Annotated in this window: 20 protein-coding genes; 12 read left to right on the top strand and 8 right to left on the bottom strand. The window is 74.9% G+C overall.

The window, feature by feature from the left end; translation table 11 throughout:
* Positions 1–6 precede the first annotated feature (6 nt).
* Genes AGRA3207_RS10715 through AGRA3207_RS10705 form a run of 3 tightly spaced genes read right to left on the bottom strand, consistent with a single transcriptional unit; the run spans position 7 to position 4,594 of the window.
* Entirely contained in the window at positions 7–717 is a 711-nt protein-coding gene (locus tag AGRA3207_RS10715) for an A24 family peptidase (protein ID WP_231334436.1), read from the bottom strand.
* Positions 714–4,229: an NACHT domain-containing protein gene (locus AGRA3207_RS10710; protein ID WP_231334435.1), complete on the bottom strand. Its 3,516-nt coding sequence runs from the start codon at positions 4,227–4,229 to the stop codon at positions 714–716. Before AGRA3207_RS10710 ends, AGRA3207_RS10715 begins: the two co-directional genes overlap by 4 nt.
* Positions 4,226–4,594 carry a hypothetical protein gene (locus AGRA3207_RS10705; RefSeq protein WP_231334434.1) on the bottom strand — a complete coding sequence of 123 codons (369 nt, stop codon included), beginning with the start codon at positions 4,592–4,594 and terminating at the stop codon, positions 4,226–4,228. Before AGRA3207_RS10705 ends, AGRA3207_RS10710 begins: the two co-directional genes overlap by 4 nt.
* A 260-nt stretch (positions 4,595–4,854) precedes the next feature.
* Here AGRA3207_RS10705 and AGRA3207_RS10700 point away from each other — a divergent pair, with 260 nt between their 5' ends.
* On the top strand, positions 4,855–6,054 hold the full coding sequence (locus tag AGRA3207_RS10700) for a serine hydrolase domain-containing protein (RefSeq protein ID WP_231334433.1): 1,200 nt from the start codon (positions 4,855–4,857) through the stop codon (positions 6,052–6,054).
* 130 nt (positions 6,055–6,184) lie between these two features.
* Here the strand turns inward: AGRA3207_RS10700 and AGRA3207_RS10695 are convergent, their stop codons facing one another.
* Positions 6,185–6,424, bottom strand: a complete 240-nt coding sequence (locus tag AGRA3207_RS10695) for a hypothetical protein (RefSeq protein WP_231334432.1) — start codon at positions 6,422–6,424, stop codon at positions 6,185–6,187.
* 163 nt (positions 6,425–6,587) lie between these two features.
* Between AGRA3207_RS10695 and AGRA3207_RS10690 the strand changes: the two genes are divergently transcribed.
* The 4 genes from AGRA3207_RS10690 to AGRA3207_RS10675 all read left to right on the top strand — a co-directional run bounded on the left by AGRA3207_RS10690 (position 6,588) and on the right by AGRA3207_RS10675 (position 11,483).
* Positions 6,588–7,856, top strand: a complete 1,269-nt coding sequence (locus AGRA3207_RS10690; protein ID WP_231334431.1) for a sensor histidine kinase — start codon at positions 6,588–6,590, stop codon at positions 7,854–7,856.
* A complete protein-coding gene (locus AGRA3207_RS10685; protein ID WP_231334430.1) occupies positions 7,844–8,503 on the top strand; it encodes a response regulator transcription factor in 660 nt (219 codons plus the stop codon). The genes AGRA3207_RS10690 and AGRA3207_RS10685 overlap by 13 nt, the downstream gene beginning before the upstream one ends.
* A gap of 219 nt (positions 8,504–8,722) precedes the next feature.
* Complete coding sequence (locus AGRA3207_RS10680) at positions 8,723–9,703, top strand: GNAT family N-acetyltransferase (protein ID WP_231334429.1); 981 nt, start codon at positions 8,723–8,725, stop codon at positions 9,701–9,703.
* 136 nt (positions 9,704–9,839) lie between these two features.
* Complete coding sequence (locus AGRA3207_RS10675) at positions 9,840–11,483, top strand: PucR family transcriptional regulator (protein WP_231334428.1); 1,644 nt, start codon at positions 9,840–9,842, stop codon at positions 11,481–11,483.
* A gap of 4 nt (positions 11,484–11,487) precedes the next feature.
* On the opposite strand, the gene AGRA3207_RS10670 is transcribed toward AGRA3207_RS10675, so the two are convergent.
* Together AGRA3207_RS10670 and AGRA3207_RS10665 are read right to left on the bottom strand one after the other, a co-directional pair.
* Entirely contained in the window at positions 11,488–12,531 is a 1,044-nt protein-coding gene (locus AGRA3207_RS10670; protein WP_231334427.1) for an NAD(P)/FAD-dependent oxidoreductase, read from the bottom strand.
* 80 nt (positions 12,532–12,611) lie between these two features.
* Positions 12,612–13,628: an Lrp/AsnC family transcriptional regulator gene (locus tag AGRA3207_RS10665; RefSeq protein ID WP_231334426.1), complete on the bottom strand. Its 1,017-nt coding sequence runs from the start codon at positions 13,626–13,628 to the stop codon at positions 12,612–12,614.
* A gap of 127 nt (positions 13,629–13,755) precedes the next feature.
* On the opposite strand from AGRA3207_RS10665, the gene AGRA3207_RS10660 reads away from it, so the two are divergent.
* From AGRA3207_RS10660 to AGRA3207_RS10645, 4 genes are read left to right on the top strand one after another with little or no spacing between them, the layout of a single operon-like run.
* Positions 13,756–13,959, top strand: a complete 204-nt coding sequence (locus tag AGRA3207_RS10660) for a hypothetical protein (RefSeq protein WP_231334425.1) — start codon at positions 13,756–13,758, stop codon at positions 13,957–13,959.
* Positions 13,959–15,404 carry a sodium:solute symporter family protein gene (locus tag AGRA3207_RS10655; RefSeq protein ID WP_231334424.1) on the top strand — a complete coding sequence of 482 codons (1,446 nt, stop codon included), beginning with the start codon at positions 13,959–13,961 and terminating at the stop codon, positions 15,402–15,404. Before AGRA3207_RS10660 ends, AGRA3207_RS10655 begins: the two co-directional genes overlap by 1 nt.
* The gene (locus AGRA3207_RS10650) at positions 15,388–17,028 is read left to right on the top strand and encodes an amidohydrolase (protein WP_231334423.1); all 1,641 of its coding nucleotides are present in this window, start codon (positions 15,388–15,390) and stop codon (positions 17,026–17,028) included. Before AGRA3207_RS10655 ends, AGRA3207_RS10650 begins: the two co-directional genes overlap by 17 nt.
* Before the next feature lie 39 nt (positions 17,029–17,067).
* Complete coding sequence (locus AGRA3207_RS10645; RefSeq protein WP_231334422.1) at positions 17,068–18,252, top strand: P1 family peptidase; 1,185 nt, start codon at positions 17,068–17,070, stop codon at positions 18,250–18,252.
* 48 nt (positions 18,253–18,300) lie between these two features.
* Here AGRA3207_RS10645 and AGRA3207_RS10640 read toward each other — a convergent pair whose 3' ends face one another.
* Together AGRA3207_RS10640 and AGRA3207_RS10635 are read right to left on the bottom strand one after the other, a co-directional pair.
* Entirely contained in the window at positions 18,301–19,110 is an 810-nt protein-coding gene (locus tag AGRA3207_RS10640; RefSeq protein WP_231334421.1) for an AfsR/SARP family transcriptional regulator, read from the bottom strand.
* Positions 19,111–19,189: 79 nt separating this feature from the next.
* Positions 19,190–19,399 (bottom strand): hypothetical protein, encoded by a 210-nt coding sequence (locus AGRA3207_RS10635; RefSeq protein ID WP_231334420.1) that lies wholly within the window; start codon positions 19,397–19,399, stop codon positions 19,190–19,192.
* 122 nt (positions 19,400–19,521) lie between these two features.
* On the opposite strand from AGRA3207_RS10635, the gene AGRA3207_RS10630 reads away from it, so the two are divergent.
* The 3 genes from AGRA3207_RS10630 to AGRA3207_RS10620 are packed head-to-tail and all read left to right on the top strand — an operon-like array spanning position 19,522 to position 24,981.
* Positions 19,522–20,769: a hypothetical protein gene (locus tag AGRA3207_RS10630; RefSeq protein WP_231334419.1), complete on the top strand. Its 1,248-nt coding sequence runs from the start codon at positions 19,522–19,524 to the stop codon at positions 20,767–20,769.
* A 1-nt stretch (position 20,770) separates the two neighbouring features.
* Positions 20,771–22,597 carry a phage tail sheath family protein gene (locus tag AGRA3207_RS10625; RefSeq protein ID WP_231334418.1) on the top strand — a complete coding sequence of 609 codons (1,827 nt, stop codon included), beginning with the start codon at positions 20,771–20,773 and terminating at the stop codon, positions 22,595–22,597.
* Between the two features lie 11 nt (positions 22,598–22,608).
* Entirely contained in the window at positions 22,609–24,981 is a 2,373-nt protein-coding gene (locus tag AGRA3207_RS10620; RefSeq protein WP_231334417.1) for a phage tail sheath family protein, read from the top strand.
* The last annotated feature ends 3 nt before the right edge of the window (positions 24,982–24,984 follow it).

Below are 24,984 nucleotides of genomic sequence, written 5' to 3'. Positions count from 1 at the left end.
CGGATCCTAGCCCGGGGGGAGGCAGAGGAGGGCGGTGAATCCACCGGCCATGAGGAACGGTGTCAGCGGGATCTGGCTCTCGCCGGTCACCCGTCCGGCGAGGAGGAGGGCGAGGGTCGTGAGCATGGCCATGGCGATGGCGGCGGCATAGGCGGCGGCCGCGCCGGGCCATCCGCAGAAGGCGCCCACCAGGACGGTGGCCTTGACCGCGCCGAGGCCGATGGCGTCCGGGCGGAGCAGGAACAGGCCGACCATGACGGCGGCCGCCGCCCCTGCGGCCACGCACACGCTGACGAGGCCGTCCGCGCCGAGCAGGGTGCCCGAGGCGATCCCGGCGGCGATCCCCGGGTACGTGAGGGCGGACGGTGTCCAGGCGTGCTCGGCCAGCGCCGGGATCACCAGGAGCGGGACGGCGAGCAGAAGGAAGATCACGGCGCGCGCGAACTGGGGGCCCGGGCCGAGGACCCGGAGGGCGAGCAGGACCCCGCCGCCGAACAGCAGCTCGGTGACGGGGAAGAGGAACGTCCGGGACCGCATGAACTCCGCCGCCGTGGGCCCGAGCAGCAGCCGCACCGGACCGGCCAGCGCCCACCACGCGTGCGGGCCGGTGAGCCTCGTCGTGCGTGGGCGCAGCTTCTGGCTGATGAGCATGTCGAGCACGGCGGCGAGCACGACGCTCAGCACGAACGCCCGGAACGCCAGGGTGGTAGGACTCAACGCACTCCCGTCCAGTACCAGTAGAGGCCCGACACCACGGCGAGGACGGCCAGAAGAGCCGCCAGCCTCGGGTCGCCCCACCGGCTCGGCGGGGCGGCGTCGGCGCCGAGGTCGCGCAGCGCCCGGTACGCCCGCCGGCGCCTGACGTAGGATCCCGCGCCTCCGGCCTGCTCGCGGAGCCGCTGTTCGAGGTCGCCGGTCGGCTCGCCCGTGGTCCGCGCGTACCGGAGCAGCTCGCGTATGACGGCGGCGTGGGTGAGGTCGTCGAGGTCCGGGCCGTCCAGCAGGTCGCGCAACATCCCCATCGCGGCCGGTGACGCCAGATCCCCGAGGTGCTCGACGGCCTCCAGCCGGGTCTCGGGGGAGGCCAGCCGCAGTTCCAGCTCCCGCAGCGTCCGCGAGCGCGGCAAGAGCTGGTTGGCGAGGGCGGCACGGGTCAGCTTCCCGACCGTGAAGTCGTCGGCGATGGCCGCCTTGAGCTCCGTCAGCAGGCGGGTGGCGCCGACGTCGTCCAGCATGCGCAGCGCGGTGATCCCCGGCCGTATGTGGCGCCTGACCGTGACCTTTTCGAAGCGCAGCAGGACGGACGCGTAGAGGCGGAAGAACGCGACGAGCGCGATGAGCCCGATCGGCACGACCGTGAGCACGCCGCCTGGCAGGGAGTCGATCACCGAGCCCGGGACGAGCCAGAGCGCCGAGCCGTAGCAGGCCGTCAGCACGTAGGGGTAGCCGCGCTGCCAGCCGACGATGACCGTGATCCGCCGCCGCAGCCGCACCGCGAACCGCTGCCGCAGCCTGTCCCAGCGGGGCCCGTCGTAGCGTTCGATGCTGCTCAGGCCCGTGACCGCGAGGAGCCGGTCCCGGCGCCACATCCGCACGACGCAGCGGTAGGCGTCGTCCTCCGGCAGCAGCCCGGCGGCGAGCGCCAGCACCTCCCGCCACGCCGGGTCGCGACCGTGCCGGCGCAGGTAGCGGCGCAGGTCGCCGCTGACGTGGGACGCCGCGAAGTACTCCTGGAACGTCTGATGCCAGAAGCGGACGCGGCCGGTGTCCGCGTCCCGCAGCAGCAGCGGGGTCCGGACGAGGCCGCCGAGCGCGGCGCCGCACGTCTCCTCGGCCTGGCCGGTCGTCAGCTCCAGGCCCTTGAGCCGCATCTCGTACCCGAGCCTCGCGAGGAGCGCGTGCTGGGCCGGGTCGTCCAGCAGTTCCCGGACGATCGTGTCGAGCAGCCGGGCGCGGCTCCCGGGGAGCCGTCCCGCGGTGCCGTAGGCGGTGACCATCAGATGGAGCAGCAGCGGGTTGAGCGCCAGCCGCCGCAGCGGCGCCCGCGCGTCCAGGGCCGCCATCATCCCGTCGGCGTCGCCCGGCGCGAGCCGCGCCGCGACGAACGCGCGCACGCCGTCGGGGTAGTCCAGCTCCAGCAGCTGCAGGACGCCGAACGGGCGGTCGGCGAACCGCGACTCGAAGCCGTGGGTCCGGGTGGCGATGATGACGATGTGCTCGTCGTGCCCGTCCAGCACCTCCGCGAGCCCGTCGAGGAACGCGCCGGCGTGCGCCGCGCCGATCTCGTTGAGCCCGTCGAACAGCAGCGCCAGCCGCCCGCGGTCGAGCAGCGCCCGCACGTCCGCGTCGGTGATCCCCGGGTGCGTGCGGCGGAACGCGTCGCCGATGAGGCGCTCCACGCGCTCGGACGCCGTCCCGCCTGTCCCGCCGCCGCGGGGGAGCCAGACGTAGACGGGGATGTGCCCGGACGCGGAGGACTCGGCCGCGAAGGCGTCCAGCAGGATTCGCAGCGTCGTCGTCTTGCCCGACCCCGGGTCGCCCAGCAGGACGCATCGCCGCGCCTCCCGGATGGCCGCGATGGCGCCGAGCCGTTCGGGCGGGCGGACCCCGGCGGGCGGCTCCAGCCCGAGCCGCACGTCCAGGTCCGTGCGCCGCCGGACCGGCAGCTCCAGCGGCACGTGCTCCGGCTCCGGCAGGTCGGGATGCCCCGCCAGCCGGCCGAGGTAGTCATGCAGCCGCTCCTCCAGCCCGCCGGGGAGCCGCTCCGGTGCCGTGTCGCCGGGGCGCAGCGCGCGGAGCCGCTCCAGCGCCGCGGACAGCACCGCCTCCCCGGCCCCGCGCCGCCGCGCGCTCCGGATCACGGCGGGCACGTCCTCCGGGGCGGCGTGCGCCACGATCTCCGCCCAGGCCGCCGCGGGGATAGGCAGCGGTCCCCGGCCCGCCGACCCGGTCCGGTCGGCCCGCTCGACGAGATAGTCGAACGCGGTGTAGGACGGCTCGGGTTCCTCCTCGACCTGCTCCAGCGCCTTCGCCGGCGAGTCCTTCGGGACGGTCAGGGCCCATGCCAGGCCCTCCTCCAGCCGGGCGGCCGCGGGGAAGCGGTCCGTGCCGCGCTCCGCCGCCAGGTAGTGCGGGACGATCCGGGCCAGCGCCCGGCCCGGGACGGGACGGCCGATCCCGGCGCGCCGCCAGTCGATCGCCGCGCGGATCACCGCCCACCGCGCCGGGTCGTCCGGGCCCAGCTCGTACAGCTCGTCGTGCGCCCAGGCCGCGACGAGCTCCTCGCCCGGCCCGCGCTGGAAGACCTCGTCCGGGTAGAGCCGCCTGGCCTGCTCCAGCTCACCGGGTGTCAGGCCGGGGGACAGGCTCAGCACCGTCGCCTCCTCGACGACCTTGAGCGTGTCGGCGGCGGGGGCCGCCGGGTCGGGGTCGAGGACGTCCCAGTAGGCCCGGCTCGTCATCGTGGCGACGACGACGAGCCCCGGGTGGCGCCGCCGGAGCCACAGGAGGAGGGCGTCGGTGAGGCGTTCGTCGCCGGTCAGGTACAGGCCCAGGTCGTCCAGCCACAGGACCAGGGGGCCCCGGCGGCGCGCCCGGAGGCGCCCGCACCGCCGCAGCGAGGCGAGCCGTCCCGGCCGCGGGACGAGGACCGCGGCGCGGGGCAGCCGCCGCACGGCCTCCCAGGCGGTGCGCGATTTGCCCGCCTTCGCGCCGCCCACGACCAGCACGATGTGGTCGCGGGCGCCGGTGATCGCCGCGTCGAGATCGGCGTCGAACGGGTGCCGGGGGATGTAGGTATCGCGTTCCGGCACGTAGCCCAGCCGCGGCCCGTCGCCGGCGTATCGGGAGCGCGACACGCCGATCCGGTACGGGTTGACGTCGGTGGCCGCGGGCGGCCTCCCGCCCGGCGCGACGACCGACAGCAGGTCGCCGAGCAGGCGCGTGCGTGCCCGGCGCGCGATCTCCCACCGGCCGAGGCCCGCCGCCAGCGCGAGCGCCGCCGCCGTCCCGTACCGCGGCCACGCGGGTAGGGGCGCGAAGGGCAGAAGGGCCGCGACGAGGACGAACCCGCAGGCCAGGACGGTCCACCGGCGGCGTACGCGTTCGCCCGGCGCTCCCCGGGCGGGCCCGCCGCCCTCGTGGACGACCATGTCCCCGGCGACCTGGAAGATCCGCGCGAAACCGTAGGCGGTCCCGTGCTGGGTCACCTCGCCCTCGCGGCGGGTCACCGCCCGTCGACGTGCAGGTCGCCTCCGACCTGGTAGACCCGGCTCCTCCCCGACGCCCGCGCCCGCTGCTGGACGACGGTGGCGCCGTCCCCCGACGACACGACCCCGTTGTTGTCGCCGCCGATGGCGTTGGAGCGCTCGCCGGAGCCTTCCGCCCGCGCGGCGGTGTCGCCCCCGGCCGCGCGGCGGTCGACGATCAGCCCGTACACCGCGACGGCAAGCCCCGCCACGGCGACGCAGGCCCCCACGACGCTCGCCAGCTTGTCGGCCCTGTCCAGGCCCGCCGCCGCCGAGTACGCCACCATCCCGGCGAGGGCCGCCACCGCGACCCCACCACCGCCCCAAACCAGTACGCGACCTGCCATACCCTCCATCATCCGTCAGCCGTCCGGTCCTCACGCGGTCCTTTGACACGCTCGGGCGGTTTTCCCGGGCGGGCCGGGTCTCCCGTTCGGTGACCTGCGGGTCCAGAAGCCGGTACAGCTGGCTGTACCACGGGCATACGTGTTCACTCCCACCGAAGATGGGCGCCCGCTCTCTCGTGGGCCGTCGTTTCCCTTTCTACGGTGATGAGCGCATCGCATGAGCGGTGTGATCACCGATTCGCGAGGGAGTTTCGTCACTCATGCACGTGAGAATCGGCAAAAAGATTACTTTCACCGCACTCGCCGCCATCACGGCGGCCGGGGTCGGCCTCGGGCAGCCGGTCGCCGCGGCGCCCGCGCCGCGGCTCGACTCGCTGCAGGACCGCGTGAACGCGATCCAGGCGACCAAGGCGGTCGTCGGGGTGCAGGCCCAGTCGATCGGGCCGGGTGGATCGCGTTACGCCACCGCCGGGAAGTCCGACCGGGAGACCGGGGAGGCCGTCGAGGCGGGCGAGGCCTACCGGACGGGCAGCACCACCAAGACGTTCGTCGCCACGGTCGTGCTCCAGCTGGTCGGCGAGGGCAAGCTGTCTTTGGACGACACTGTCGAGCGGTGGCTGCCGGGTGTGGTGAAGGGGAACGGCAACGACGGCTCCAAGATCACGATCCGGCAGTTGCTCCAGCACACCAGCGGTATTTTCAACTACACCTTCGACTTTCCCCCGTTGACCGACAAGAAGGCGTTCGAGGAAAACCGTTTCACGACCTGGACCGGGGAGCAGCTGGTGGCCATCGCGATGCGGCACCGGCCGGAATTCCCTCCCGGCAGCAAATGGAAGTACTCCAACACGAACTACACCCTGGCCGGAATGATCATTGAGAAGATCACCGGGAGGCCCTGGTACCAGGAGGTGACCCGGCGCATCATCCAGCCGCTGGGGCTGCGGAACACCTCCGCCCCCTATGACCAGCCCTTCATCATCGCCCCCCACATGAGGGGCTACTCCGCCTTCCCGACCCCCGAGAACCCGGACCCGCCGGTCGAGGACGCGATCGACACCAGCGACTGGAACCCGTCGGGCGGCGGCGCGGCCGGGGCGATGGTCACCACCACCGCGGACCAGAACCGCTTCTTCATCGCCCTGGTGAAGGGCGAGCTGCTGCCTCCCGCCCAGCTGGCCGAGATGAAGACCACCGTGCGGGCCGAGGAGCTGGAGGTCGTGTGGCCCGGGGCGCGCTACGGGCTCGGGCTGCTCCAGGCGTCGCTGACCTGCGGCGGGAGCTACTGGGGCCACCCCGGTGACGTCGCGGGCTACGCCACCCGCAACGGCATCACCGACGACGGCGCGCGCTCCGTCGTGGTGGAGACGACCGGTGACGGCACCAACTCGGACCTCTCCACCCTGCGCGCGCAGAACGCCCTGATCGACAAGGAGTTGTGTGCGGCCCCATCGAAATAAAAGCGTCCGGCCGAAATAGGGCCACCCGAGAAAAAGGCGCGCCGGAACCATCGCCGAGACCGTCCACAAGTGGACGGTTTCGGTGGTGGTCCTCGCGGTCCGGCCCGGACCGCGGTGTTCCGGACGTCCGTCAGCGGCGGCGGTTCCGGTAATGCTGGATGATCAGAGCGGTACCGCAGGCGACGGTGGCCGACGCGAAGGCGGCCTGCACGGCGACGGCGGTGCCGTGACCGGTGGTCGCCGTCACCCCGGCCGCGCCGGTCACCAGCAGCACCCACAGAACGGGCCGGCAGAGGGCGCCCCGCGTGCGCGCGGACGGAGCGGAGGAGGGCGCGGATGACGTCTCGGAAGGATCGTCGGGGTCCGTCATTTGCGTTCTCCTCATTCAATGATGCGATTGCCGGGAGACACGCTAGGAACCGCGATGGCGGAATGCGATCCAGCCACCGAGCCGTTTTCGGTACAGCAGGCTGTACCGCGTCCGTGGCCGCAGGCGATCCGCGGTCCTGGCGTCACGGGACGAGGAGGCGGAGATGCTCGTGAACGAATCCGGACCGGCCGTTCCCCGGCGCGGCGGAGGGTTCGCCATCTCGCGTGCCCGTGCCATCCTCGACGCCCTTGAGCACCTCGTCGGCGGCCTCGGCACGGCCATGCTCGCCCTCACGGCCCTCACGTGGATGTTCACGGTCGGCCTCTTGTGCGTCGTCGGCGTGGGCTTCCTCTTAGCGCGTACCGTGCCGCGCGTCGTGCGGACCGCGGCCGACCGGGAGCGTGCACGGCTCTCCCGGTGGGGCCCCGAGATCATCTGTGAGGGACCTCCGGCCACCCGCGCGCGCGCCGCGCTCGCGGATCCGGTCTTCCGGCGGGAGCTCCGCTGGGTGTTCGCCCACGGGACGCTGGGCCTGTTCCTCAGCCTGGTCGGCGCGACCACCGCGATCAACGCCGCGCAGGACATCACCTACCCGCTCTGGTGGAGGCTGCTGCCGGAGGGCAAGGCCACCCCCAACCTGGTGTTCTGGACCGTGCGCGACACCACCGACGCCGTGGCGGTGTCGCTGCTCGGGGTCGGGCTCGGCGTCGCGTTCCTGGTGCTCGGCACGGGCATGGCCTGGTTGCAGGCGCTGCCGGGGCGGCGGCTGCTGGTGCCCACCGCCGATTCCGACCTCGCCCTGCGGGTCGCGCAGCTGTCCGCGACCCGGGCCGCCGCGCTGGACGCCCACGGGGCGGAGCTGCGGCGCATCGAGCGCTCGCTGCACGACGGCGCCCAGAACCGGCTCGTCGCGGTCACCGTGCTGCTCGGCGCGACCCGCCGCGCGCTGGCGCGCGACCCCGCCGGCGCCGAGGCCGTCCTCGAACGCGCCCAGGACGCCGCCGAGCAGGCGCTGGCCGAGCTCCGCACGGTGGTGCGCAGCATCCTGCCGCCCGTCCTCGCCGACCGGGGGCTCGCCGGAGCGCTGGCCGGGCTCGCGGCGGACTGCGGGATCCCGTGCCGCGTGGACGTCGACGTCCCCGTCCGCTGCGCCGCGTCCGTCGAGGCCACCGCCTACTTCATGGCGGCCGAGGCGCTCACCAACATCTCCAGGCACAGCCGGGCCCGGCGCGCGAAGGTGACCGTCCGCCGAGTCGGCGACGTCCTGACGCTGCTGGTCGAGGACGACGGCGTCGGCGGCGCGGAGGAGAAGGCCGGCACCGGGATCGCCGGCATCCGCAGCCGGATCGAGGCGCACGACGGCCGCCTCACCCTGATCAGCCCTCCCGGCGGGCCGACGACCCTCCGAATGGAGCTGCCATGCGGATCGTGATCGCCGAGGACGACCCGCTGCTGCGGGAGGGGGTGGCCCTGCTCCTGCGCGCGGAGGCGCTGGACGTGGTGGCCACCACCGACTCCCCGGCGACGTTCCTCGCGGCCGTCGACGCGCACCAGCCCGATGTCGCCGTCGTCGACGTGCGGATGCCGCCGACCCACACCGACGAGGGGATCAAGGCGGCGGTCGAGGCGCGGCGCCGCCGTCCCGGCCTGGCCGTCCTGGTGCTGTCGGCCTACGTCGAGCACGCGTTCGCCGCCGAGCTGCTCGCGGGCGGCGCCGACCGGCTCGGCTACCTGCTCAAGGAGCGGGTCGGGCGCGTCGAGCAGTTCCTCGACGCGCTGCACCGGGTGGCCGCCGGAGGCACCGCCATCGACCCCGACGTCGTCGCGCAGCTGCTGACGCGCATCCGCCCCGACAGCGCCCTGGAACGGCTGACCTCCCGGGAGGGGGACGTGCTCGCGCTGATGGCCGAGGGCCTGGGCAACACCGCCATCGCCGAGAGGCTCTACGTCACCGAGGGCACCGTCCACAAGCACATCCGCAACATCTTCGCCAAGCTCGACCTCGCGCCCACGGACCGGACGGACCGCAGGGTCACCGCCGTCCTGCGCTACCTGGAGGAGACCCAGCGCCGGGTCTGACGGCCGAGCCCCGGATCTGACACCCCGGCTTCGCGTCCCCGCGGCCGGAGCGTCGTGGACCGTTCTTCGTTGGGGACGACCGAACCGGGCCGCGTTCCTTGTGCTCCTCAACGAACCGGGGCCGTGGACGCCCGACCTACAGTTCCGAATGTCGCGCTTCGACGACCCGGGGGGTGGGTGTCCTGTGCCGAGGGTGAACGAGCCGGGCGGGTGCGTCCGATGACCGGCGTCTCCGCCGCCGCGGACCTCGGGGTCACGACGGCCGTCATCGGACGGGCCGGGGGGATCACCGGTGACGCGGTCGCCGCCGCCGACGCGGCGGCCTCCGCGGCGGGCGTCCGCGTCCGCGCGGTCGGCGGCCCGGCCGAGCTGGAGGCGGTGCACCGCCTGTTCGAGGAGATCCGGCCGTCCGGCGGAAGCGTCCCGGTGACGAGGGAACTGCTGTGCGCGATGGCCAATGCGGGCGGTTACATCGCGGGCGCCTTCGATGAAGGAGACCTGGTCGGGGCCTGCGTCGGGTTCTTCGGCCCGCCCCCGGACGAGATCCTGCACAGCCACATCGCGGGCGTGCCGGCGCGGGCGCGCCGCCGCGGCATCGGGTTCGCGCTGAAGACCCACCAGCGCGCCTGGGCGCTGCTGCGCGGCGTCACCGACGTGTCGTGGACGTTCGACCCGCTCGTCCGCCGCAACGCCTACTTCGCCATCGGCAAGCTGGCCGCCGTGCCCGTGGAGTACCTCCGCGACTTCCACGGCCGGGCGGACGGCGTCGTCAACGGCGGCGGCGACACCGACCGGCTCCTGGTCAGGTGGCGGCTGAACACCTCCGAGGTCGCCGCCGCCTGCCACGGCCGCCGCCGGGACGGGGACGCCCGGGCGGCCGGGACCGCGGGCGCCGTCGCCGGGCCCGGCGAGGCCCCCGGCACGTGGCGGCTGCCGGAACGGATGGACGGCCCTGCGGTCATCATCACCGTCCCCGACGACGTCGAGGTGCTCCGGCGGTCCGACCCGGCGCGCGCGGCGGACTGGCGCGGCGCGGTGCGCGAGGCGCTCGGCGGCCTGCTCGCGGAGGGGTGGCGGGTGACCGGCTTCGACCGCACCGGCTGGTACACCCTCGGACGGGAGGACGGGTCATGGGGGCCGCCGGCGTCGAGGCCGGGCACGCCGGCGCGCCACGGCCGTCCCGGACCCGGGTGGGCCTGACACGGTGACGGCCGACGAGGGGCCGATCCCGATGCGGGTGCGCCTTGTCGGATCCCCCGGGCCGCGAGCAGAATCCCGTTGTGCGGAACGAACAGCGACGGCGGCGGCACCGGCGCCCGGGGATGTGCCCGCCGTTATGACCGACCGTCCGCGAGCGAGCCTCGGACGGATCCTGGAGGACCTCGGCGCGACCCTCCTCGACCTCGTCTGCGGCGACCCCGACGGGGCCGACGCGATCGGCGGGGTCGTCATCCACGATCCCCTCGACCAGCCGCAGCTGCCCCGGCAGGCCCTGGTCCTCGGCGTCGGCGTGACCGGGGAGGAGGTGCCGCGGCTGCTCACCGAGCTCGGCGCCCGCGGCGCCGCCGCCCTCGTGATCCGCGCCCCCGCGCCCTGCCGCGAGGACGTCGCGGAGGCGGCCGGCCGCGCGGGCGTGTGCCTGCTGACCCTCACGCGGGGCGCGTCCTGGTCGCAGCTCGCCGCGATGCTCCGCTCGATCCTCGCCGAGGGCGACATCGGCGAGGCCGGCCCGCAGACCCTCGGCGGGATGCCGTCGGGCGACCTGTTCGCGCTGGCCAATGCGGTCGCCGCGCTGCTGGACGCGCCGGTGACGATCGAGGACCGCAGTTCGCGGGTGCTCGCCTTCTCCGGCCGCCAGGACGAGGCCGACGCCTCCCGGGTGGAGACGATCCTGGGCCGCCAGGTGCCCGAGCGGTTCGTCCGGATGCTGGAGGACCGCGGCGTCTTCAGGGCCCTGTACCGCAGCGACGAACCCGTCCACGTGGACCCGCCGGAGACGGGGTGGGAGACGTTCAAGCTGCCGCGCGCCGCGGTCGCGGTGCGCGCCGGGGACGAGGTGCTCGGCTCCATCTGGGCCGCCGTCCCCGGGCCGCTGAGCCGGGAGCGGAACCGGGCGCTGCGCGAGGCCGCCAAGCTGGTCGCCCTCCACATGCTGCGGCTGCGCGCCGGCGCCGACGTCGAACGCCGGCTGCGCGCCGACCTCGTCGGGACCGCGCTGGAGGGCGGCCCCGGCGCGCCGGAGGCCCTCGGCCGGCTGCGCCTCACCGGGCAGGCGACCGTCGTGCTGGCCCTGGCGCCGTTCGACGTGCAGTCCGCCGCGTCCGCCGGTCTCCAGGCCCGCCACACCGCCGAGCGTCAGCGGCTCGCGGACGCGTTCGCGATGCACCTGAGCGCGGTGCACCCCCGCGCGGCCGCCGCGATGATCGGGGACGTCGTCTACGGCGTCCTCCCGGTGCACGCCGACGGCCGGGCCGAGGAGCGCGTGACCCGCGTCGCGTCGGACTTCCTGGAGCGCGTCGGGGAGCGGCTGCGCCCGCTGGTCGGCATCGGCCCCACCGCCGCGGACGGCGCGGCGCTGCCCTGGTCACGCGACGGCGCCGACCGGGTCCTGCGGGTGCTGCGCGGCCACGGCGGGACGCGCCGGGTGGCGTGCCTGTCGGACGTGCACGTCGAGGCGATGCTGCTCGAACTGGGGGACCTGGCGGCCGAGCGGGGCCACCTCCCCGCCGGGCCGCTCGCCCGGCTGGCCGCCTACGACGCCGAGCACGCGACCTCCCTCGTGGAGACGCTGCGCGCGTGGCTGGACGCGTTCGGCGACGTCACGGCCGCGTCCGCCGCCATGTACGTCCACCACAACACCTTCCGCTACCGGCTGCGCCGGCTCGCCGAGATCGGCGGGATCGACCTCACCGACCCCGACGCGCGGTTCGCGGCCATGCTCCAGCTGCGCCTGCTGCCCCACGGCGACCCCCCGCGCTGAGCCCTCACAGGCCGTGCCGGCGGTCGCCCAGCACCCGCTCGCAGTTGCGGGCCTCGGAGGCGGCGGAGAACCCCCGCCGGGCGACCGCGTCGCGGGTCTCCTCGGCGACGAGATCGGCGTTGATCTGCACCGCGGCCAGGGCGCCCGCCGCGGCCGCCGCGCCGACCTGCGCCATCAGGTCGGTGACGTTCCCCGCGACCCACACCCCGGGCACCTCGGTGCGCCCGGCGGCGTCGGCCGGGACGTGCGTCCCGGCGCCCGACGGGTGCTCCACCGGCCGCAGCCCGAGCCCCTCCAGGAACCCGGCCCGCGCCACCATCCGGGGCGAGACCACCAGCGCGTCCCGCGCGACCACGTCCCCGCCGGCCGGCCGCACACCGGCGAGCCGGTCCCCGGTGACCTCCAGGGACTCCACCTTCCCGTCCACCACCCTGACACCGCGCGCCGCCAGCTCCTCGGCCTGCTCGCCGTCCGGCGGCGCGGTGTGGGAGAAGTACACGATGTCGTCGCTCCACTGGCGGAACAGCAGCGCCTGATGGACCGAGAACGGCCCGCCGCCGAGGACGCCGATGGCCCGGTCGCGGACCTCCCAGCCGTGACAGTACGGGCAGTGCAGCACGTCCCGCCCCCACCGGTCCCGCAGCCCCGGGACGTCGGGCAGCTCGTCGGCGAGCCCCGTGGTTACCAGCACCCGCCGCGCCCGGACGCCCGCACCACCGGAACGGTCACTTGTGGGGGGACGACCCCCCACACCCCCCGGAACGGACCGTTCCACCACGAACCAACCCTCCACGCGGGCCACGGAGCGGACCGTCCCCCGCAGGATCCGGCCGCCGTAGCCGCGCACCTCCTCCCGCCCGCGCTCCAGCAGCTCGCCCGGGCGTGTCCCGTCCAGGCCCAGCAGCCCGTGCACGCCCTCCGCGGGGGCGTTCCGCGGCTCGCCCGCGTCGATCACCACCACCGACCGCCGCGCGCGGGCCAGCATCAGCGCCCCGCTCAGCCCCGCGGCGCCGCCGCCGATCACCACCACGTCACACTCGTCGGCCATCTCGACCACCTCCGACCCCCACCATGCGGACCGCCCGCCGATTCACGCAAGCCACGTTGCCAAACCGGCAAACCAACGGCCTAGTGCCACAGGTCGATGGGGACGTGGCGGACGGCCCGCCCGGCCTGGTCGAGGATCCAGCCCATGCGCTTGGTGTTGGCCAGGGTCAGGGAGCGGCCGAGGATCGTCACCTCGGGAAACCGCCGGGCGATGAAGGACTCCAGCCGGTGGCTGTCCGGAATCGACCGGAGCCAGCCGTTGACGACCAGGTTGTGTTCGGAGGCCACCGAGGCGCACATGCGGACCTCGGGGAGGGCCGCGAGCGCCGGGCCGATGCGCTCCAGCGCGTCGGACTGCACGGTGGCGTGGTAGGTGACGAAGACGGGATAGGGCGAGACGCTGTGCGCGACCTCGCAGCGGAGGACGAGGACCTTCGCCCGGAGCAGCCGGCCCACCCGCCGCCGGACCGTCGACTCGCTCATCGCGGTGAGGTCGGCGAGGTCGCTGTAGGCCATCCGCCCGTCCGCCCCGAGCGCGAGCAGCAGCGCACGGTCCTCGGCGTCGGGCTCCGGCGGCGGCCCGCCGCCGGGCCGTGACGCGGGTCCCCGGATGCCGTCGCGCTGGTCGCCGCTGATGGCGCCGATCTCCCAGCCGGCCCCCTCGGCGAAGAAGCGGGTGACGATGTGGCTGCGCACGGCGGTGACGCCGGGGAGCGGCCCGAGGACGTCGGTGTGCAGCCGGGGGAGCGCGCCGAGCCCGGAGACCATCACCGTCAGCAGCAGGTCCCGCCGTCCGGACGCCTGCTCGACGCTGGCGATACCGGGGTGCTCGGCCAGCCGGCCGGCGATCCGGGAGATCTCGCCGGGAGCGCAGTCGACGTCGACGAAGGCCAGGCAGTGGTCCTGGTGGACGAAGTGCCCGCCGTAGGCGGTGATCCAGGCCAGTCCCGCGGAGCGCAGGCGCTGCCAGCGGCGCGCGGCCGTGACCGGGCTGACGTCCATCGCCTTGGCGATCACGGCCCACGGCGCGCGGGGGGCGACCTGCAGTGCGTTGATCAGAACCAGGTCGGCCTCATCCAGTTCGGCGGAATCCTTCATGTCTTGCCTGCTCCTGCCGGTTTCATCGAGTTTTTGCCGAGTTCCCGTCGGAGAGTCTCATGATTTCGGCACTGTTCGGCAACGGCCACCGGGTGGATCCCGGTGGCCCGGCGTTTCGGAGGCCGTCGTGCGGCTTGCATGGTCCGTCCTCGGTGTGCCTGTCGCGGCACTGCTCGCGACCGTCTGGCTCCCCTTTGTCAACGGCCCGCGCCTCTGGCTCGGGCTGCCGTCGATGCTGGTGTGGTCCGTCGCGTGGGTCCTCATGGTGACCCCCGCGCTGGCGTTCCTGGAGCGGCGCCGCCCCTCCGGGCGCTCTGAGGGGGAACGCTGATGTCCATCGTCCTGGTGGTGTCCCTGGCCGGGATGGTCCTGATCGGTGTGATCGGCGTCCTGGGCCGGCGCAGGCCCGCGTCCAGCCTGGAGGAGTGGAGCGTCGGCGGGCGCGACTTCGGGTCGCTGACCACCTGGGTCCTCCAGGCCGGCGAGATCTACACCACCTTCACCTTCCTCGGCCTGGCGGGGCTGGCCTACACCGCCGGCGTCGCCGTCGTCTACGCCCTGCCGTACCTGCCGCTGGCCTACATCGGGCTGTACCTCATCGCCCCGAGGGTGTGGCGGATCGGACGCGACCGGGGGCACGTCACCCAGGGCGACTTCTTCGCCGACCGGTACCGCAGCCCGCTGCTCGGCCGGCTCACCGCCGCCCTCGGGGTGGTGTTCCTGCTGCCCTACCTGCAACTGCAGATCACGGGCCTCGGCCTGGTCATCGGCCTGGTCACCGGTGACGAGGCGGCGGGCGACATGGCGATGATCGTCGCCTCGGTCCTGGTGACGGTCTTCGTGCTGTGGGCCGGCATCAACGGCGTCGCCAGGGCGGCCTACCTCAAGGACGCGCTCATGCTCGTCGTCCTGGTCGTCCTCCTCGTGGCCGTCCCGGTCCACTACGGCGGCTTCGGCCGGATCGGGGACAGGCTGCTGGACGGCCACGCCGCGCTGCTCACGGTCCCGGACGCCGGCCCGCACGGCACGGCCTGGTTCTTCACCTCGATGGTGACCAGCCTGATCAGCGTCCTGTTCCTGACCATGCCGCAGCAGTGGCCCGCCGTGCTGTCGGCCAAGGACGAGAAGGCCCTGCGCCGCAACAGCATCTGGATGCCCGTCTACGGCGCGACGCAGGCGATCCCCATCATCCTCGGTCTGATCGCCCTCACGGTGCTCACCGCGCCCGCCGAGGCCAACGGGGTCCTGCTCACCCTGGTGTCGCGCACCTTCCCCGAGTGGATGGTCGGGGTGGTGGCGGTGGCGGTGGCCGCGACGGCGATGGTGCCGGCCGCGGGGATCGTCCTCGGCATGTCCACGCTGGTCACCCGTAACGTGCTCGCGGTCGGCGGGAGGCGGGCCGGCCTGCTCGTGAACTACGTGACCGTCGTGGCCGCGGTCGGGCTCGCCCTGGTCCTCGGCATCACACGTCCCGACGCGCTGGCGAACCTGCTGCTGCTCACCTACGGGGGCCTGGCGCAGATGGCGCCGGGCACGGCCTGCGCCCTCGCCCGCCGGGCCCGGCTGCGGGCGGCGTCGGTCACCACGGGGATCGTCGCCGGTGAGGCCGTCCTGATCGGGCTGACCTTCGTCCATGACTACCACGGGACGGTCAACACCGGCCTCATCGCCCTGGGGTGCAACATCGCCGCCGCCCTCACCGCCGAGGCCGTCCTGCGCGCGTCGTCACCGCTCGGCATCGCGAGGAGGGGAGGCCCCCATGGCGCCGGGCACTGAGCCGCCGCACCCGCTCCGCCTGGTGTCCGCCCGCCGGGTCGTCACCATGACCGGCGCGGACAGGAGCGGACCGCAGGGGCTCGTCTGCCTCGGCGACCGGATCATCGCGGTGGGGGACCGGGCGGGCCTGGCCGCCCGGTTCCCCCGCGCGGCGCGCACCGACTTCGGTGACGCCGTGATCGTCCCGGGTTTCAACGACGCCCACATGCACCCGTCCCTGGTCGCCGAGGACGCCCTGCACGCCGACCTGTCACCCGGCAGGATCACCTCGCCGGAGGAACTGGCCGCCGCGCTGCGCGCGCAGGCGGCGCGGACCCCCGAGGGCGCGTGGGTCCGGGCGTCCGGCTACGACCATGGCAAGACCACCGGCGGGCGGATCATCGACCGTCACGACCTCGACCGGATCTGCCCCGCCCACCCGGCCCTGGTGATCCACGTCGCCTGCCACTGGGCCGTGGCCAACTCCGCGGCCCTGGCGGCAGGCGGGCTCGACGACGACAGCGCCGATCCTCCGGGCGGGGGGCTGGGCCGTGATCCCGCCGGGCACCTCAACGGGATCCTGTACGAGCAGGCGATGTTCGACTACGCGGTCGCGGCGATGGCCCGCGGCGGCACGCCGATCATCCCCCCGAGCGGTCCCGCCGACCGGCGGCGTGCCCTGCGCGGGGTGCTGACCTCGCTCAACGCCGTCGGGATCACCTCGGCCGGGGATCTGCTCGTCGGACCGGACGCCATCGAGACCTACCAGGAGGCGCAGCGCCACGGGGAACTGCCGGTGCGGCTGAACCTCATGGTCGCCCACCCGCATTTCGACGCGCTGCGCGGGCTGGGGCTGCGCAGCGGGTTCGGCGGCGACCGGCTGCGGCTCAACGGCGTGAAGGCGTTCGTGGACGGGGCGATCGGCGGCGGCACCGCCCTGCTGGCCGAGCCCTACGAGGGGCGCGCCCACGATCACGGGCAGCAGGTCCTCACGAGCCGTGAGCTGAACGACCTGGTCCGGGCCGTGCACGCCGCCGACACCCGCATCGCCGTGCACGCCAACGGCGACCGGGCGGTGGACCTGCTGCTGGACGCCTACGAGGGGGCCCAGAGCGCCGATCCCCGCCCCCACCTGCGGCACCGCATCGAGCACTGCACCGTGGTGACGGAGGACATCGTCCGCCGTATCAAACGGCTGGACGCCGTCGTCGTGCCGTTCGCCAGCTACGTCGGCTATCACGGCGACAAGCTGCCCGGCTGGTACGGCGGGCGGCGGCTGGAGCGCATGTTCGCCCACCGCTGGTTCCTGGACGCCGGCATCACCGTGGCGGGCGCGTCCGACCACCCGTGCGCCCCGCCCGATCCGCTGCTCGGCATCCAGAGCTGTGTCACCAGGACCGCCGCCGACGGTGCGGTCCTGGGCGGCAACCAGCGGATCTCCCCGCGTGAAGCGCTCCGGCTCTACACCGTCGGCGCCGCCGAGGCGTCCGACGAGGCCGCGGTGAAGGGACGGCTGGCGCCGGGCCATCTCGCCGACTTCACCGTCCTCGGCGACGACCCGCTCGCCGTCGATCCCCGCACCATCGCCTGCATCCCCGTCCTCGCCACCTGGGTCGGCGGGGAGCAGGTCTGGTCCGCCTCCTGACACATCCGCCCCGTGAACACCCCTCATCCGGAGGACACGATGAAACGATCACCCCGCACCCCGGCCGTCCGCCGCGCAGGGCTGGCGCTCGCCGCCGTCCTGGCCGCGACCGTGCCGCTCGGCGCGGCGCCGGTCCCGGCCGCCGCCGGCGAACCCGGCCGCACCGGTCCGCGCAACGCCATCACCGACGTGCCCGGCATCGAGGTCGGCCACTACACCGACCGCGCGAACATCACCGGGACGACCGTCCTGATCATGCCGAAGGGCGCCACCGCCGGCGCGGACGTGCGCGGCGGCGCCCCCGGCACCGTCAACACCGACCTGCTCGACCCGGTCGCCCTCCAGCCCGACGTCCACGGCCTGTTCCTCTCCGGCGGAAGCGTGATGGGCCTCTCGGCGTACGCCGGCGTCGTGCAGTACCTGCGCGAGCAGGGACTGGGCATGAAGTTCGGCGGCCAGACCGTCCCGGTGGTGCCCGGCGCGATCGTCTTCGACCTCGGCCAGGGCGCCGACGCCCATGACCGCATGGAGAAGACCCCCGGCCTGGACGCGGGGTACCAGGCGGCCAAGGCCGCGACGTCCGGGCCGGTTCCCATGGGCAGTGTCGGCGCGGGCACCGGCACGGGGACCGGCGGTCCCTCCGGCGTGCGCCTGAAGGGCGGGGTCGGCACCGCGAGCATCGATCTCGGCGACGGCCTGTACGTCGGGGCGCTGGTCGTCCTCAACTCCGCCGGCAAGGTCTACAACCAGGCCGCGGGGTGCGAGCTGTACTCGCTCTACATGGAGGTCGGGAACGAGTTCGGCGACACCCGGCGCCCGCCGGGCGGCTGCCGGACCTCCGGGCCGGGTCCCAAGTCCGCCTCGCGTCCGGGCCGGACGGACCGGAAGGTCGACGAGAACACCACCATCGGCGTGGTCGCCACCAATGCCACCCTCACCGCAGCCCAAGCGCAGAAGATGGCACAAGTCGCCCATGACGGTCTGGCGCGGGCGATCCGTCCGGCCCACACCATGGGCGACGGCGACACCACCTTCGCCGTCAGCACCCGCATGCGCGGCGCGGCCGACGACCGCACCTTCGAGGCGCTGCTGGACATCGCGGCGGGCGCCTTCAGCCGCGCGTCCGCCCATGCGGCCCTCGCCGCGACCCCGCTCGGCGACCGCCCCACCTACTGCCAGGTCTTCCCCGGCGCCTGCGCGCCCCGTTCCCACGGCCCCAAGTAGCCGTCACGCCCCTCTGCCCGGCGCCACCCGGAGCGCCGGGCAGGGGGGTCATCCGTTGGCCGGGCTCGTCGTCGCGTGGCTGCTGTGCGGGCGCGGTGGTGAGGTGGCCCGCGGGTGTGTCCCGTCCGGGGAGGTCCTGGGGGGCGGGACGCCTCGGGGGTGGGGGTGGACGAGGCGGCTCAGGGCGGGGGAGGGGACGATGCCCAGCTCGCGGCGGATCAGGTCGGCGTAGCGCCGGTGGCTGTCGCGGGCCTCGACGACGTTGCCCTCGGCGAGGTGCGCCTCGATGAGGGCGCGCTGCGCGCTCTCGCGGAGGGGTTCGGCGCTGACGGCGAGCATGGCGGCCTCGACGGCGTCGGCGTGGCGGCCGATCCTGGACAGGCGGCGGCTGAGCGACTCCAGCGCGTGCAGCATCCGCTGGCGGAGCCGTTCGCGTTCCAGCAGGGCCCAGTCGTCGTAGTAGCCGGGCAGCAGGTCGAGGGCGTCCATGCAGGTGGGGGACACGTCCAGGTCGGCGCGCTCCTCGGCGCCCGCGATGAGCCGCCCGGCCCAGTCGCCGACGAGGTGGGCGTCGACCGTCACGCCGCCGTTCAGCCAGATCGACCACTTGTCGGAGGCGAGCACCTCGATCCGCGCGCCGCGCAGGCGCCACAGCGCCGAGCGCAGGTTGCCCGAGGCGCGGTCGCCGTCGCTGCCGGGCCACAGCGCGTCGGCCGCGCAGCGGCGGTCGACCCGCCGCCGGTTGAGGGCGACGAACGCCAGCAGCCGCCTGCTGCCGCGGGGGATGTCCTGGCGCCGGCCGCCGACGGTGACGTACGGGCCCTCGAACAGATGCAACATCGACGCCTGCGTGTCCATTGGCTCCCCTTGCCGTGGAACGGGGTCACGTCACGGTAGGCCACCTACCGTCACTCGTCCGTCACGGTCCAGGTCAACGCTACGCGCCGCGTTCTGTTCCGTCCTGCGTCATGGACCGGAGGAAGTCGGCCACCACGTCGGCGGCCGCGTCGGCGTCGGAGAAGTGGCGGGAGGGCTCGGGACCGCCGAGGGTGACGTCCCTGGTGATGATCAGCGAGATGAGCAGGCCCGATGGCTGGCTCTCCACCCTGATGAGGCAGACCGCGGCGTGCGTGCGTGGTCCGTGCATGCCCCCACCATGGACCCGCGGGCGTCACCGCGCTGTTATGCGACGCGGTGGTGACGCGGTGGTGACTGCGCGCGACCTAGGGTCCCGGGCATGGACGAGTCGCGACCCGCGGGAGCACCCCGGTGACGAGCCTGGTCGTCCACGACATGACGGTGCCGTGGAGTTCGGCCGACCCCGCGCTGCGCATGACCGCGGAGCCGCGCCCGTTCTTCGGCGCCGAGACCGCCGCCGGGCGGCTGCGCCACGACGGCGGCGCCGCCGGGACGGCCGAGTTCGTGCCGCCGGACCCGCTCGACCTGGCGGGGGCGGAGGAACTGCGGCTGTGGATCCAGGCCGACCGCCCGGCGGACGGGACGGCCGGGCGGCCCTACTACCTGGCGCTGAGCTACCAGGACGCCGCCGACGGCCCGTCCGACCGGCACCGCTGGTACCTGCCGGTGGCCGCGCCGGGCTCCTGGGAGCAGCGCCGCATCGGCATCGAGGGGGACCGCCGCGGAGCGGTCCGGCGGCTCGCGCTGGAACCGCTCGGGCCGGAGCCGTTCACCGTCCGGCTCACGCCGCTGCTCGCGGTGCGCGAGGAGATGCTCGGCGACGTCGAGCGCGCGCTGCAGGACGCGCTCGCCGGGGTGGAGCCGCCCGGGCTGGCCGGCGTCCCCCTCGCGGGCGCGGCGGGCGCCGGGGCCACCGCCGTTCCGGTGGCGGCGCCGGGGTTCGCGGCGGGCAACCGGGTCCGGCTGGACGGCGGCACCGCGGGCGCCGAGGTCCACGACGTGATCCAGGCGGTGTCCGATCCCGCGACGGGACGGACCACGCTCACCCTGGCCCGGCCGCTCGCCGGATCCTTCACCGCGTCCGCCACCGTCACCGTGCTGGTGCCGGTGACGGACGAGCCGGTGAACCCGCGCATCGTCCTGGCATCCCTCGACGTGCGCGAGGACCCGGCCCGGTCGTGGCATCTCGACCAGCGCGACAGCTTCCGGCCGCGCGGCGCGCTCACGGTGTGCAGCGTCCGCGGGCCGGCCCGCGCCTACCTCGCCGACTACCAGGTCGAGGTCGTCACCGCGCGGGACCGGTCCGCGCTGGTGGGGGCCGTGGTGCACCGGCTGTCGGCCGACCGGGTGCTGTGGGTCGACGGGTCGCCCGCGCCGGTGTGGATCGTCCAGGCGCCGCTCCTGGAACGCGACTCGCGGGGCCCCGCGCCCGTGTACGTCCGGGTGGGCGCGCACGCCGAGACGGCGCCCCGGCGCGAGGTCGCGTGCGTGGCGCGCGTCGAGTCCCGGGCCGGTCAGCTGCGGGAGGACGGGCCCGCACACCCCCCGGCGGGGCTCGGGCGGCCGGGCGTCGGAGACGACACCGAAGGGACGTCATGACATGGCAGTGAACGTGGGCGTGAACGTCGCCGAGTCCGACGGCTCGGCGGTGCCCGCCATCGCGGCGGCGCCGACCTCGGTCGCCGCGCTCGTCGGGCCGGCCGAGCGGGGGCCCCTCGACCAGCCGGTGCGGCTGACCGGGGCGGCGCAGTTCCGCGACCGGTTCGGCCGCGGCGGCGGGCTGCTCGGCCACGCGCTGGAGGGCTTCTTCCGCAACGGGGGCGGGACGGTCTACGTCAGCCGGGTCGCCGGCGCCGACAGCGTCCCGGCGACGCTGACCCTCGTCAACCGGCAGCAGACGGCGGCCCCGGCGCTGCGCCTCGCCGCGGGCCACCGGGGCCGCCCGGATCCGGGCGAGTGGGGGGAGCGGCTGCGCGTCGAGGTGTCGGACGACCCGCGCGGCGGCACCAGGCTCGCCGCCGACACCGGCTCGAACGCCACGAGCGCCCGCCTGGTGTCGCTGGCCGGGATCGGCGTCGGCTCGGTGCTGCGCTTCTCCGGCGGCACCCCCTCGGCGGTGCACCGCCGGGTGACGTCGGCCGACCCGGTCACCGGGACGGTCGGCTGGGCGGACGCGGTCCCCGCCGCGCTGGCGAGCGCGAACACGGCGGTGACCACGGCGGAGTTCCGGCTCACGGTGCGCCACCAGCCCGATCCGTCCGCCCCGCCCGCCGTGGTCGAGACCTGGCGGAACCTCAGCATGGAGGCCGACTCGCCCGACTACGTCGTGGCCCGCCTGAACCACACCTTCAGCGGCTCGCGGTACCTCACCGTCACCGACGTGGCCGGCACCGCGCCGGTGGGGGAGCGGCTCCCGGCGATCGTCACGAACAAGGCGCTGGAGAACGGCGCCGACGCCGCGCCGACCGCGGCGGACCTGATCGGCGACGCCGCCGCGCGGACGGGCCTGTCCGCCCTCGACACCGTCGCGGTGCAGCTGATCGCCGTGCCCGACGCGCACGGGCTGCCCGACGCGGGACGCGACCAGGTCGTGCGGGCGGCGCTGGACTACTGCGCGGGACGCGGCGACGCCGCCTTCGTCGGGTCCGTGCCCGACCGGGGCAGGCGCGCCGGGGTCGCCGTCGCGCGGGCGCCCGCCGACTACGCGCAGGCCGAAAGCGACTACGCCAGGACGGCCTCCGAGTACGCCGCCCGGTTCCAGGGCGCGAAGGTGTACGGCGCCCTGTACACGCCGTGGATCCAGGTCACGGACCCGGACGGGCCCGGCGGGTCGTCCGCCCGGTTCGTGCCGCCCGACGGCCACATCATGGGGGTGTACGCGCGCACCGACGCCGAGCGCGGGATCTGGAAGGCGCCCGCGGGCACGTCCGCGCAGGTGCGCGGGGCCCTCGACGTGGCCGCCCGGTTCACCGACTCCCAGCACACCGACCTGGTGCGGACGGCGCGGGTCAACGGCGTCAGGCCGCTGCGCGGGGCGGGCATCGTGGTGGCGGCGTCGCGCACGCTGTCCACCGACACCCGGTGGCTGTACGTCAACGTCCGGCTGCTGTTCAACTTCGTCAAGTCCTCGCTGCGCGACGGGCTCCGGTCCGTCCCGCAGCAGCCGCACACCGAGCGGCTGCGCCGTTCGGTCCGCGCCAACCTGATCACGCCGTTCCTCATGGGCCTGTGGCGGCAGGGCGCCTTCGGCGGCGACCCGCCGGAACAGACGTTCACCGTCAAGTGCGACGCCGAGAACAACCCGCCGGACCAGGTCGACCTGGGCGTGTTCCGGGTCGAGGTCTCGTTCTATCCCGTCCGCCCCGCCGAGACGGTGCTCATCGTGGTCGGCCAGCAGCCCGGCGGCGGGTCCGCCGCGGAGAGGTAGGAGAGGCAGCCATGGCCCTCAACATCGGCGTCAACGTCGTCGAGACCGACGGACCCGCCGTCCCGGCCATCGCGTCCGCGCCCGTCTCGGTCGCCGGGTTCCTGCTGCGCGCCGAGCGCGGGATCCCCGACGTGCCGGTCGCCGTGCGCAGCCCCGGCGACTACGCCGCCGCGTTCGGCGGGTTCGTCCCGGACGTGTTCGGGCCGCACGCGATGCGCGGGTTCTTCGACAACGGCGGCAGCGAGGCGTACGCGGTGCGCGTCGTGGACCGGGCGAACGCCCGGGCCGCCCAGGTGACGCTGGCCGACCGCAAGGGCACGCCGACCCTCCAGGTGACCGCAGGCTCGCGCGGCCGGGAGGACCCCGGTGCCTGGGGCAACGCGCTGTCGGTGCGCGTCGCCGACCACCCGCGGGCCGTCGTGGCGGTGCCCGCGCAGGTCGCCGGGACGAGGACGGAGCCGTTCGCGCTCACCGACGGCCAGGTGCTGGAGATCAAGGTCAACGGGGTCGCGCCCGCCGTGCCGGTCACCTTCCGCGCGGCCGACCTCGCCCACCCCGGCGCCGCGTCGGCGGCCGAGGTCGCCGCCGCGGTGGCGCGGCAGACGCTGCGGGTGCGGGCCGCGGTGACCCCGGACGGCCGGGTCCTGCTGGCCTCCGCGGCGCCCGGCCCGGCGTCGCGGCTGGAGCTCGCCGGGTCCGCCGCGGCCGTCCTCGGGTTCACCGGCCCGGCCGCCACCACCGACGGTGCCCTCGCCGACGTCGCGCTCGCCGCGGTGGCGGCGGTGGGCGGGCTGCTGCCCGGCGCGGCGGTGGTGATCGAGAGCCGGGGCCGGGTGGTCGGCACCGCGCCGCCGGGGCAGAGCGTCCCCGCCGACTCGTCGATCAACGTGGCGGTCGACGGCGCCCCGCCGGTGCCGGTGGTCCTGCGCGCGGCGGACTTCCCGAACGGGCCCGGTGACGTGAAGCCCGCCGAGCTCGTCGCCGTCCTCAACCGGCGCCTGCCGTCCGGGACGGCGGGGCTGGACGCCGCGGGCCGCCTGGTATTGATGTCGGACGGCCACGGGCCCGACTCCAAGATCGCTATCACGGCCGGGACGGTGGACGCCACCGCCGCGCTCGGCCTGACCGGCGCGACGCCGGTGCCCGGCGCGGCGCAGCGCCGCACCCTCGCGGTGGTGGCCGAGGACGCCAGGTACGTCACCTGGACCGGCGCGCTGCCGGGCACCGGGATCCCGGCGAACGCCGCGCGGATCCGGTCGGCGGAGTTCGACCTGATCGTCGGCCGCGACGGCGCCGAGGTCGAGCGGTTCGAGTCGCTCACCATGCAGGACGGCGCGGCGCACCACGTCGGCACGGTGGTGAACGACCAGGCGTCCGGCTCGCGGTACGTCACGGTGGCCGACCAGGGCAGCTCCTCGGGCCCGGTGGACGACCTGCCCGCGCCTGGCCTGTTCCGAGTCGGCGCCACCCGTCCCGGCACCGACGGCAGGGCGCCCGGGGAGACCGACTTCGCCGGCGACCCGGCGGCCCGTACCGGGCTGTACGCCTTCGACACCGTCGACATCCAGCTGCTGGCCTGCCCCGACTCCACCGCGGCCGGGGTCGCGGGCGCGTGCCTCGGCTACGCCGAGCGGCGCGGCGACCTGATGTACGTGGGCACCGCGCCGTTCGACCTCGACCTCGAAGGGGTCAGGGCGTACGCGGCGCCGCTGCGGGCCCGCAAGGTCTTCGGCGCCCTCTACGCGCCGTGGATCGAGGTCCTGGACCCGCTCGACCGCACCGGGGCGGCCCCCCGGCTGTGGGTGCCGCCGGTCGGGCACGTCCTCGGCATGTACGCCCGCGTCGCCGGGGAGCGCGGGGTGTGGAAGGCCCCGGCGGGCGCGGAGGCGGGGCTGGCGTCGGCGCTCGGCGTCCGCTTCGACATGACCGACGCCGACCACACCGGCCTGGTCAAGGACGCCGGGGTGAACGGGGTGCGGGCGCTGCCCGGGCTGGGGATCGTGGTGGACGCCTCGCGCACCCTGTCCACCGACACCCGGTGGCTGTTCGTCAACGTCCGGCTGCTGTTCAACTTCGTCAAGTCCTCGCTGCGCGACGGGCTCGGCTGGGTGGCGCAGGAGCCGAACTCCGCCGGGCTGCGGCAGCGGGTCCGGCTCAACGTGGTGACGCCGTTCCTGCTCGGCCTGTGGAGGCAGGGCGCCTTCGGATCGGACCCGCCCGGGCAGACCTTCACCGTCAAATGCGACGAGGAGAACAACCCCCCGGCCGAGGTGACGCTGGGCAACTTCCGGATCGAGGTGCGGTTCTACCCGGTGAGACCGGCCGAGACCATCGTCGTCACCGTCGGCCAGCAGGACGGCGGCGCGTCCGCCGCCGACGCGTGAGCG

It is taken from the genome of Actinomadura graeca (genome assembly GCF_019175365.1).
Classification (GTDB): domain Bacteria; phylum Actinomycetota; class Actinomycetes; order Streptosporangiales; family Streptosporangiaceae; genus Spirillospora; species Spirillospora graeca.
The sequence above is the reverse complement of the archived record's forward strand: the minus strand, read 5'-3'. Positions and strand labels throughout refer to the sequence as shown.

What these genes read in the sequence shown, in the direction of transcription:
- AGRA3207_RS10645 (WP_231334422.1), top strand. Translation starts at nt 17,068, where the DNA reads ATGAAACGATCACCCCGCACCCCGGCCGTCCGCCGCGCAGGGCTGGCG.
- AGRA3207_RS10685 (WP_231334430.1), top strand. Translation starts at nt 7,844, where the DNA reads ATGCGGATCGTGATCGCCGAGGACGACCCGCTGCTGCGGGAGGGGGTG.
- AGRA3207_RS10620 (WP_231334417.1), top strand. Translation starts at nt 22,609, where the DNA reads ATGGCCCTCAACATCGGCGTCAACGTCGTCGAGACCGACGGACCCGCC.
- AGRA3207_RS10635 (WP_231334420.1), bottom strand. Translation starts at nt 19,399, where the DNA reads ATGCACGGACCACGCACGCACGCCGCGGTCTGCCTCATCAGGGTGGAG.
- AGRA3207_RS10655 (WP_231334424.1), top strand. Translation starts at nt 13,959, where the DNA reads ATGTCCATCGTCCTGGTGGTGTCCCTGGCCGGGATGGTCCTGATCGGT.
- AGRA3207_RS10705 (WP_231334434.1), bottom strand. Translation starts at nt 4,594, where the DNA reads ATGGCAGGTCGCGTACTGGTTTGGGGCGGTGGTGGGGTCGCGGTGGCG.
- AGRA3207_RS10700 (WP_231334433.1), top strand. Translation starts at nt 4,855, where the DNA reads ATGCACGTGAGAATCGGCAAAAAGATTACTTTCACCGCACTCGCCGCC.
- AGRA3207_RS10690 (WP_231334431.1), top strand. Translation starts at nt 6,588, where the DNA reads ATGCTCGTGAACGAATCCGGACCGGCCGTTCCCCGGCGCGGCGGAGGG.
- AGRA3207_RS10625 (WP_231334418.1), top strand. Translation starts at nt 20,771, where the DNA reads ATGGCAGTGAACGTGGGCGTGAACGTCGCCGAGTCCGACGGCTCGGCG.
- AGRA3207_RS10640 (WP_231334421.1), bottom strand. Translation starts at nt 19,110, where the DNA reads ATGGACACGCAGGCGTCGATGTTGCATCTGTTCGAGGGCCCGTACGTC.
- AGRA3207_RS10670 (WP_231334427.1), bottom strand. Translation starts at nt 12,531, where the DNA reads ATGGCCGACGAGTGTGACGTGGTGGTGATCGGCGGCGGCGCCGCGGGG.
- AGRA3207_RS10680 (WP_231334429.1), top strand. Translation starts at nt 8,723, where the DNA reads ATGACCGGCGTCTCCGCCGCCGCGGACCTCGGGGTCACGACGGCCGTC.
- AGRA3207_RS10665 (WP_231334426.1), bottom strand. Translation starts at nt 13,628, where the DNA reads ATGAAGGATTCCGCCGAACTGGATGAGGCCGACCTGGTTCTGATCAAC.
- AGRA3207_RS10675 (WP_231334428.1), top strand. Translation starts at nt 9,840, where the DNA reads ATGACCGACCGTCCGCGAGCGAGCCTCGGACGGATCCTGGAGGACCTC.
- AGRA3207_RS10695 (WP_231334432.1), bottom strand. Translation starts at nt 6,424, where the DNA reads ATGACGGACCCCGACGATCCTTCCGAGACGTCATCCGCGCCCTCCTCC.
- AGRA3207_RS10650 (WP_231334423.1), top strand. Translation starts at nt 15,388, where the DNA reads ATGGCGCCGGGCACTGAGCCGCCGCACCCGCTCCGCCTGGTGTCCGCC.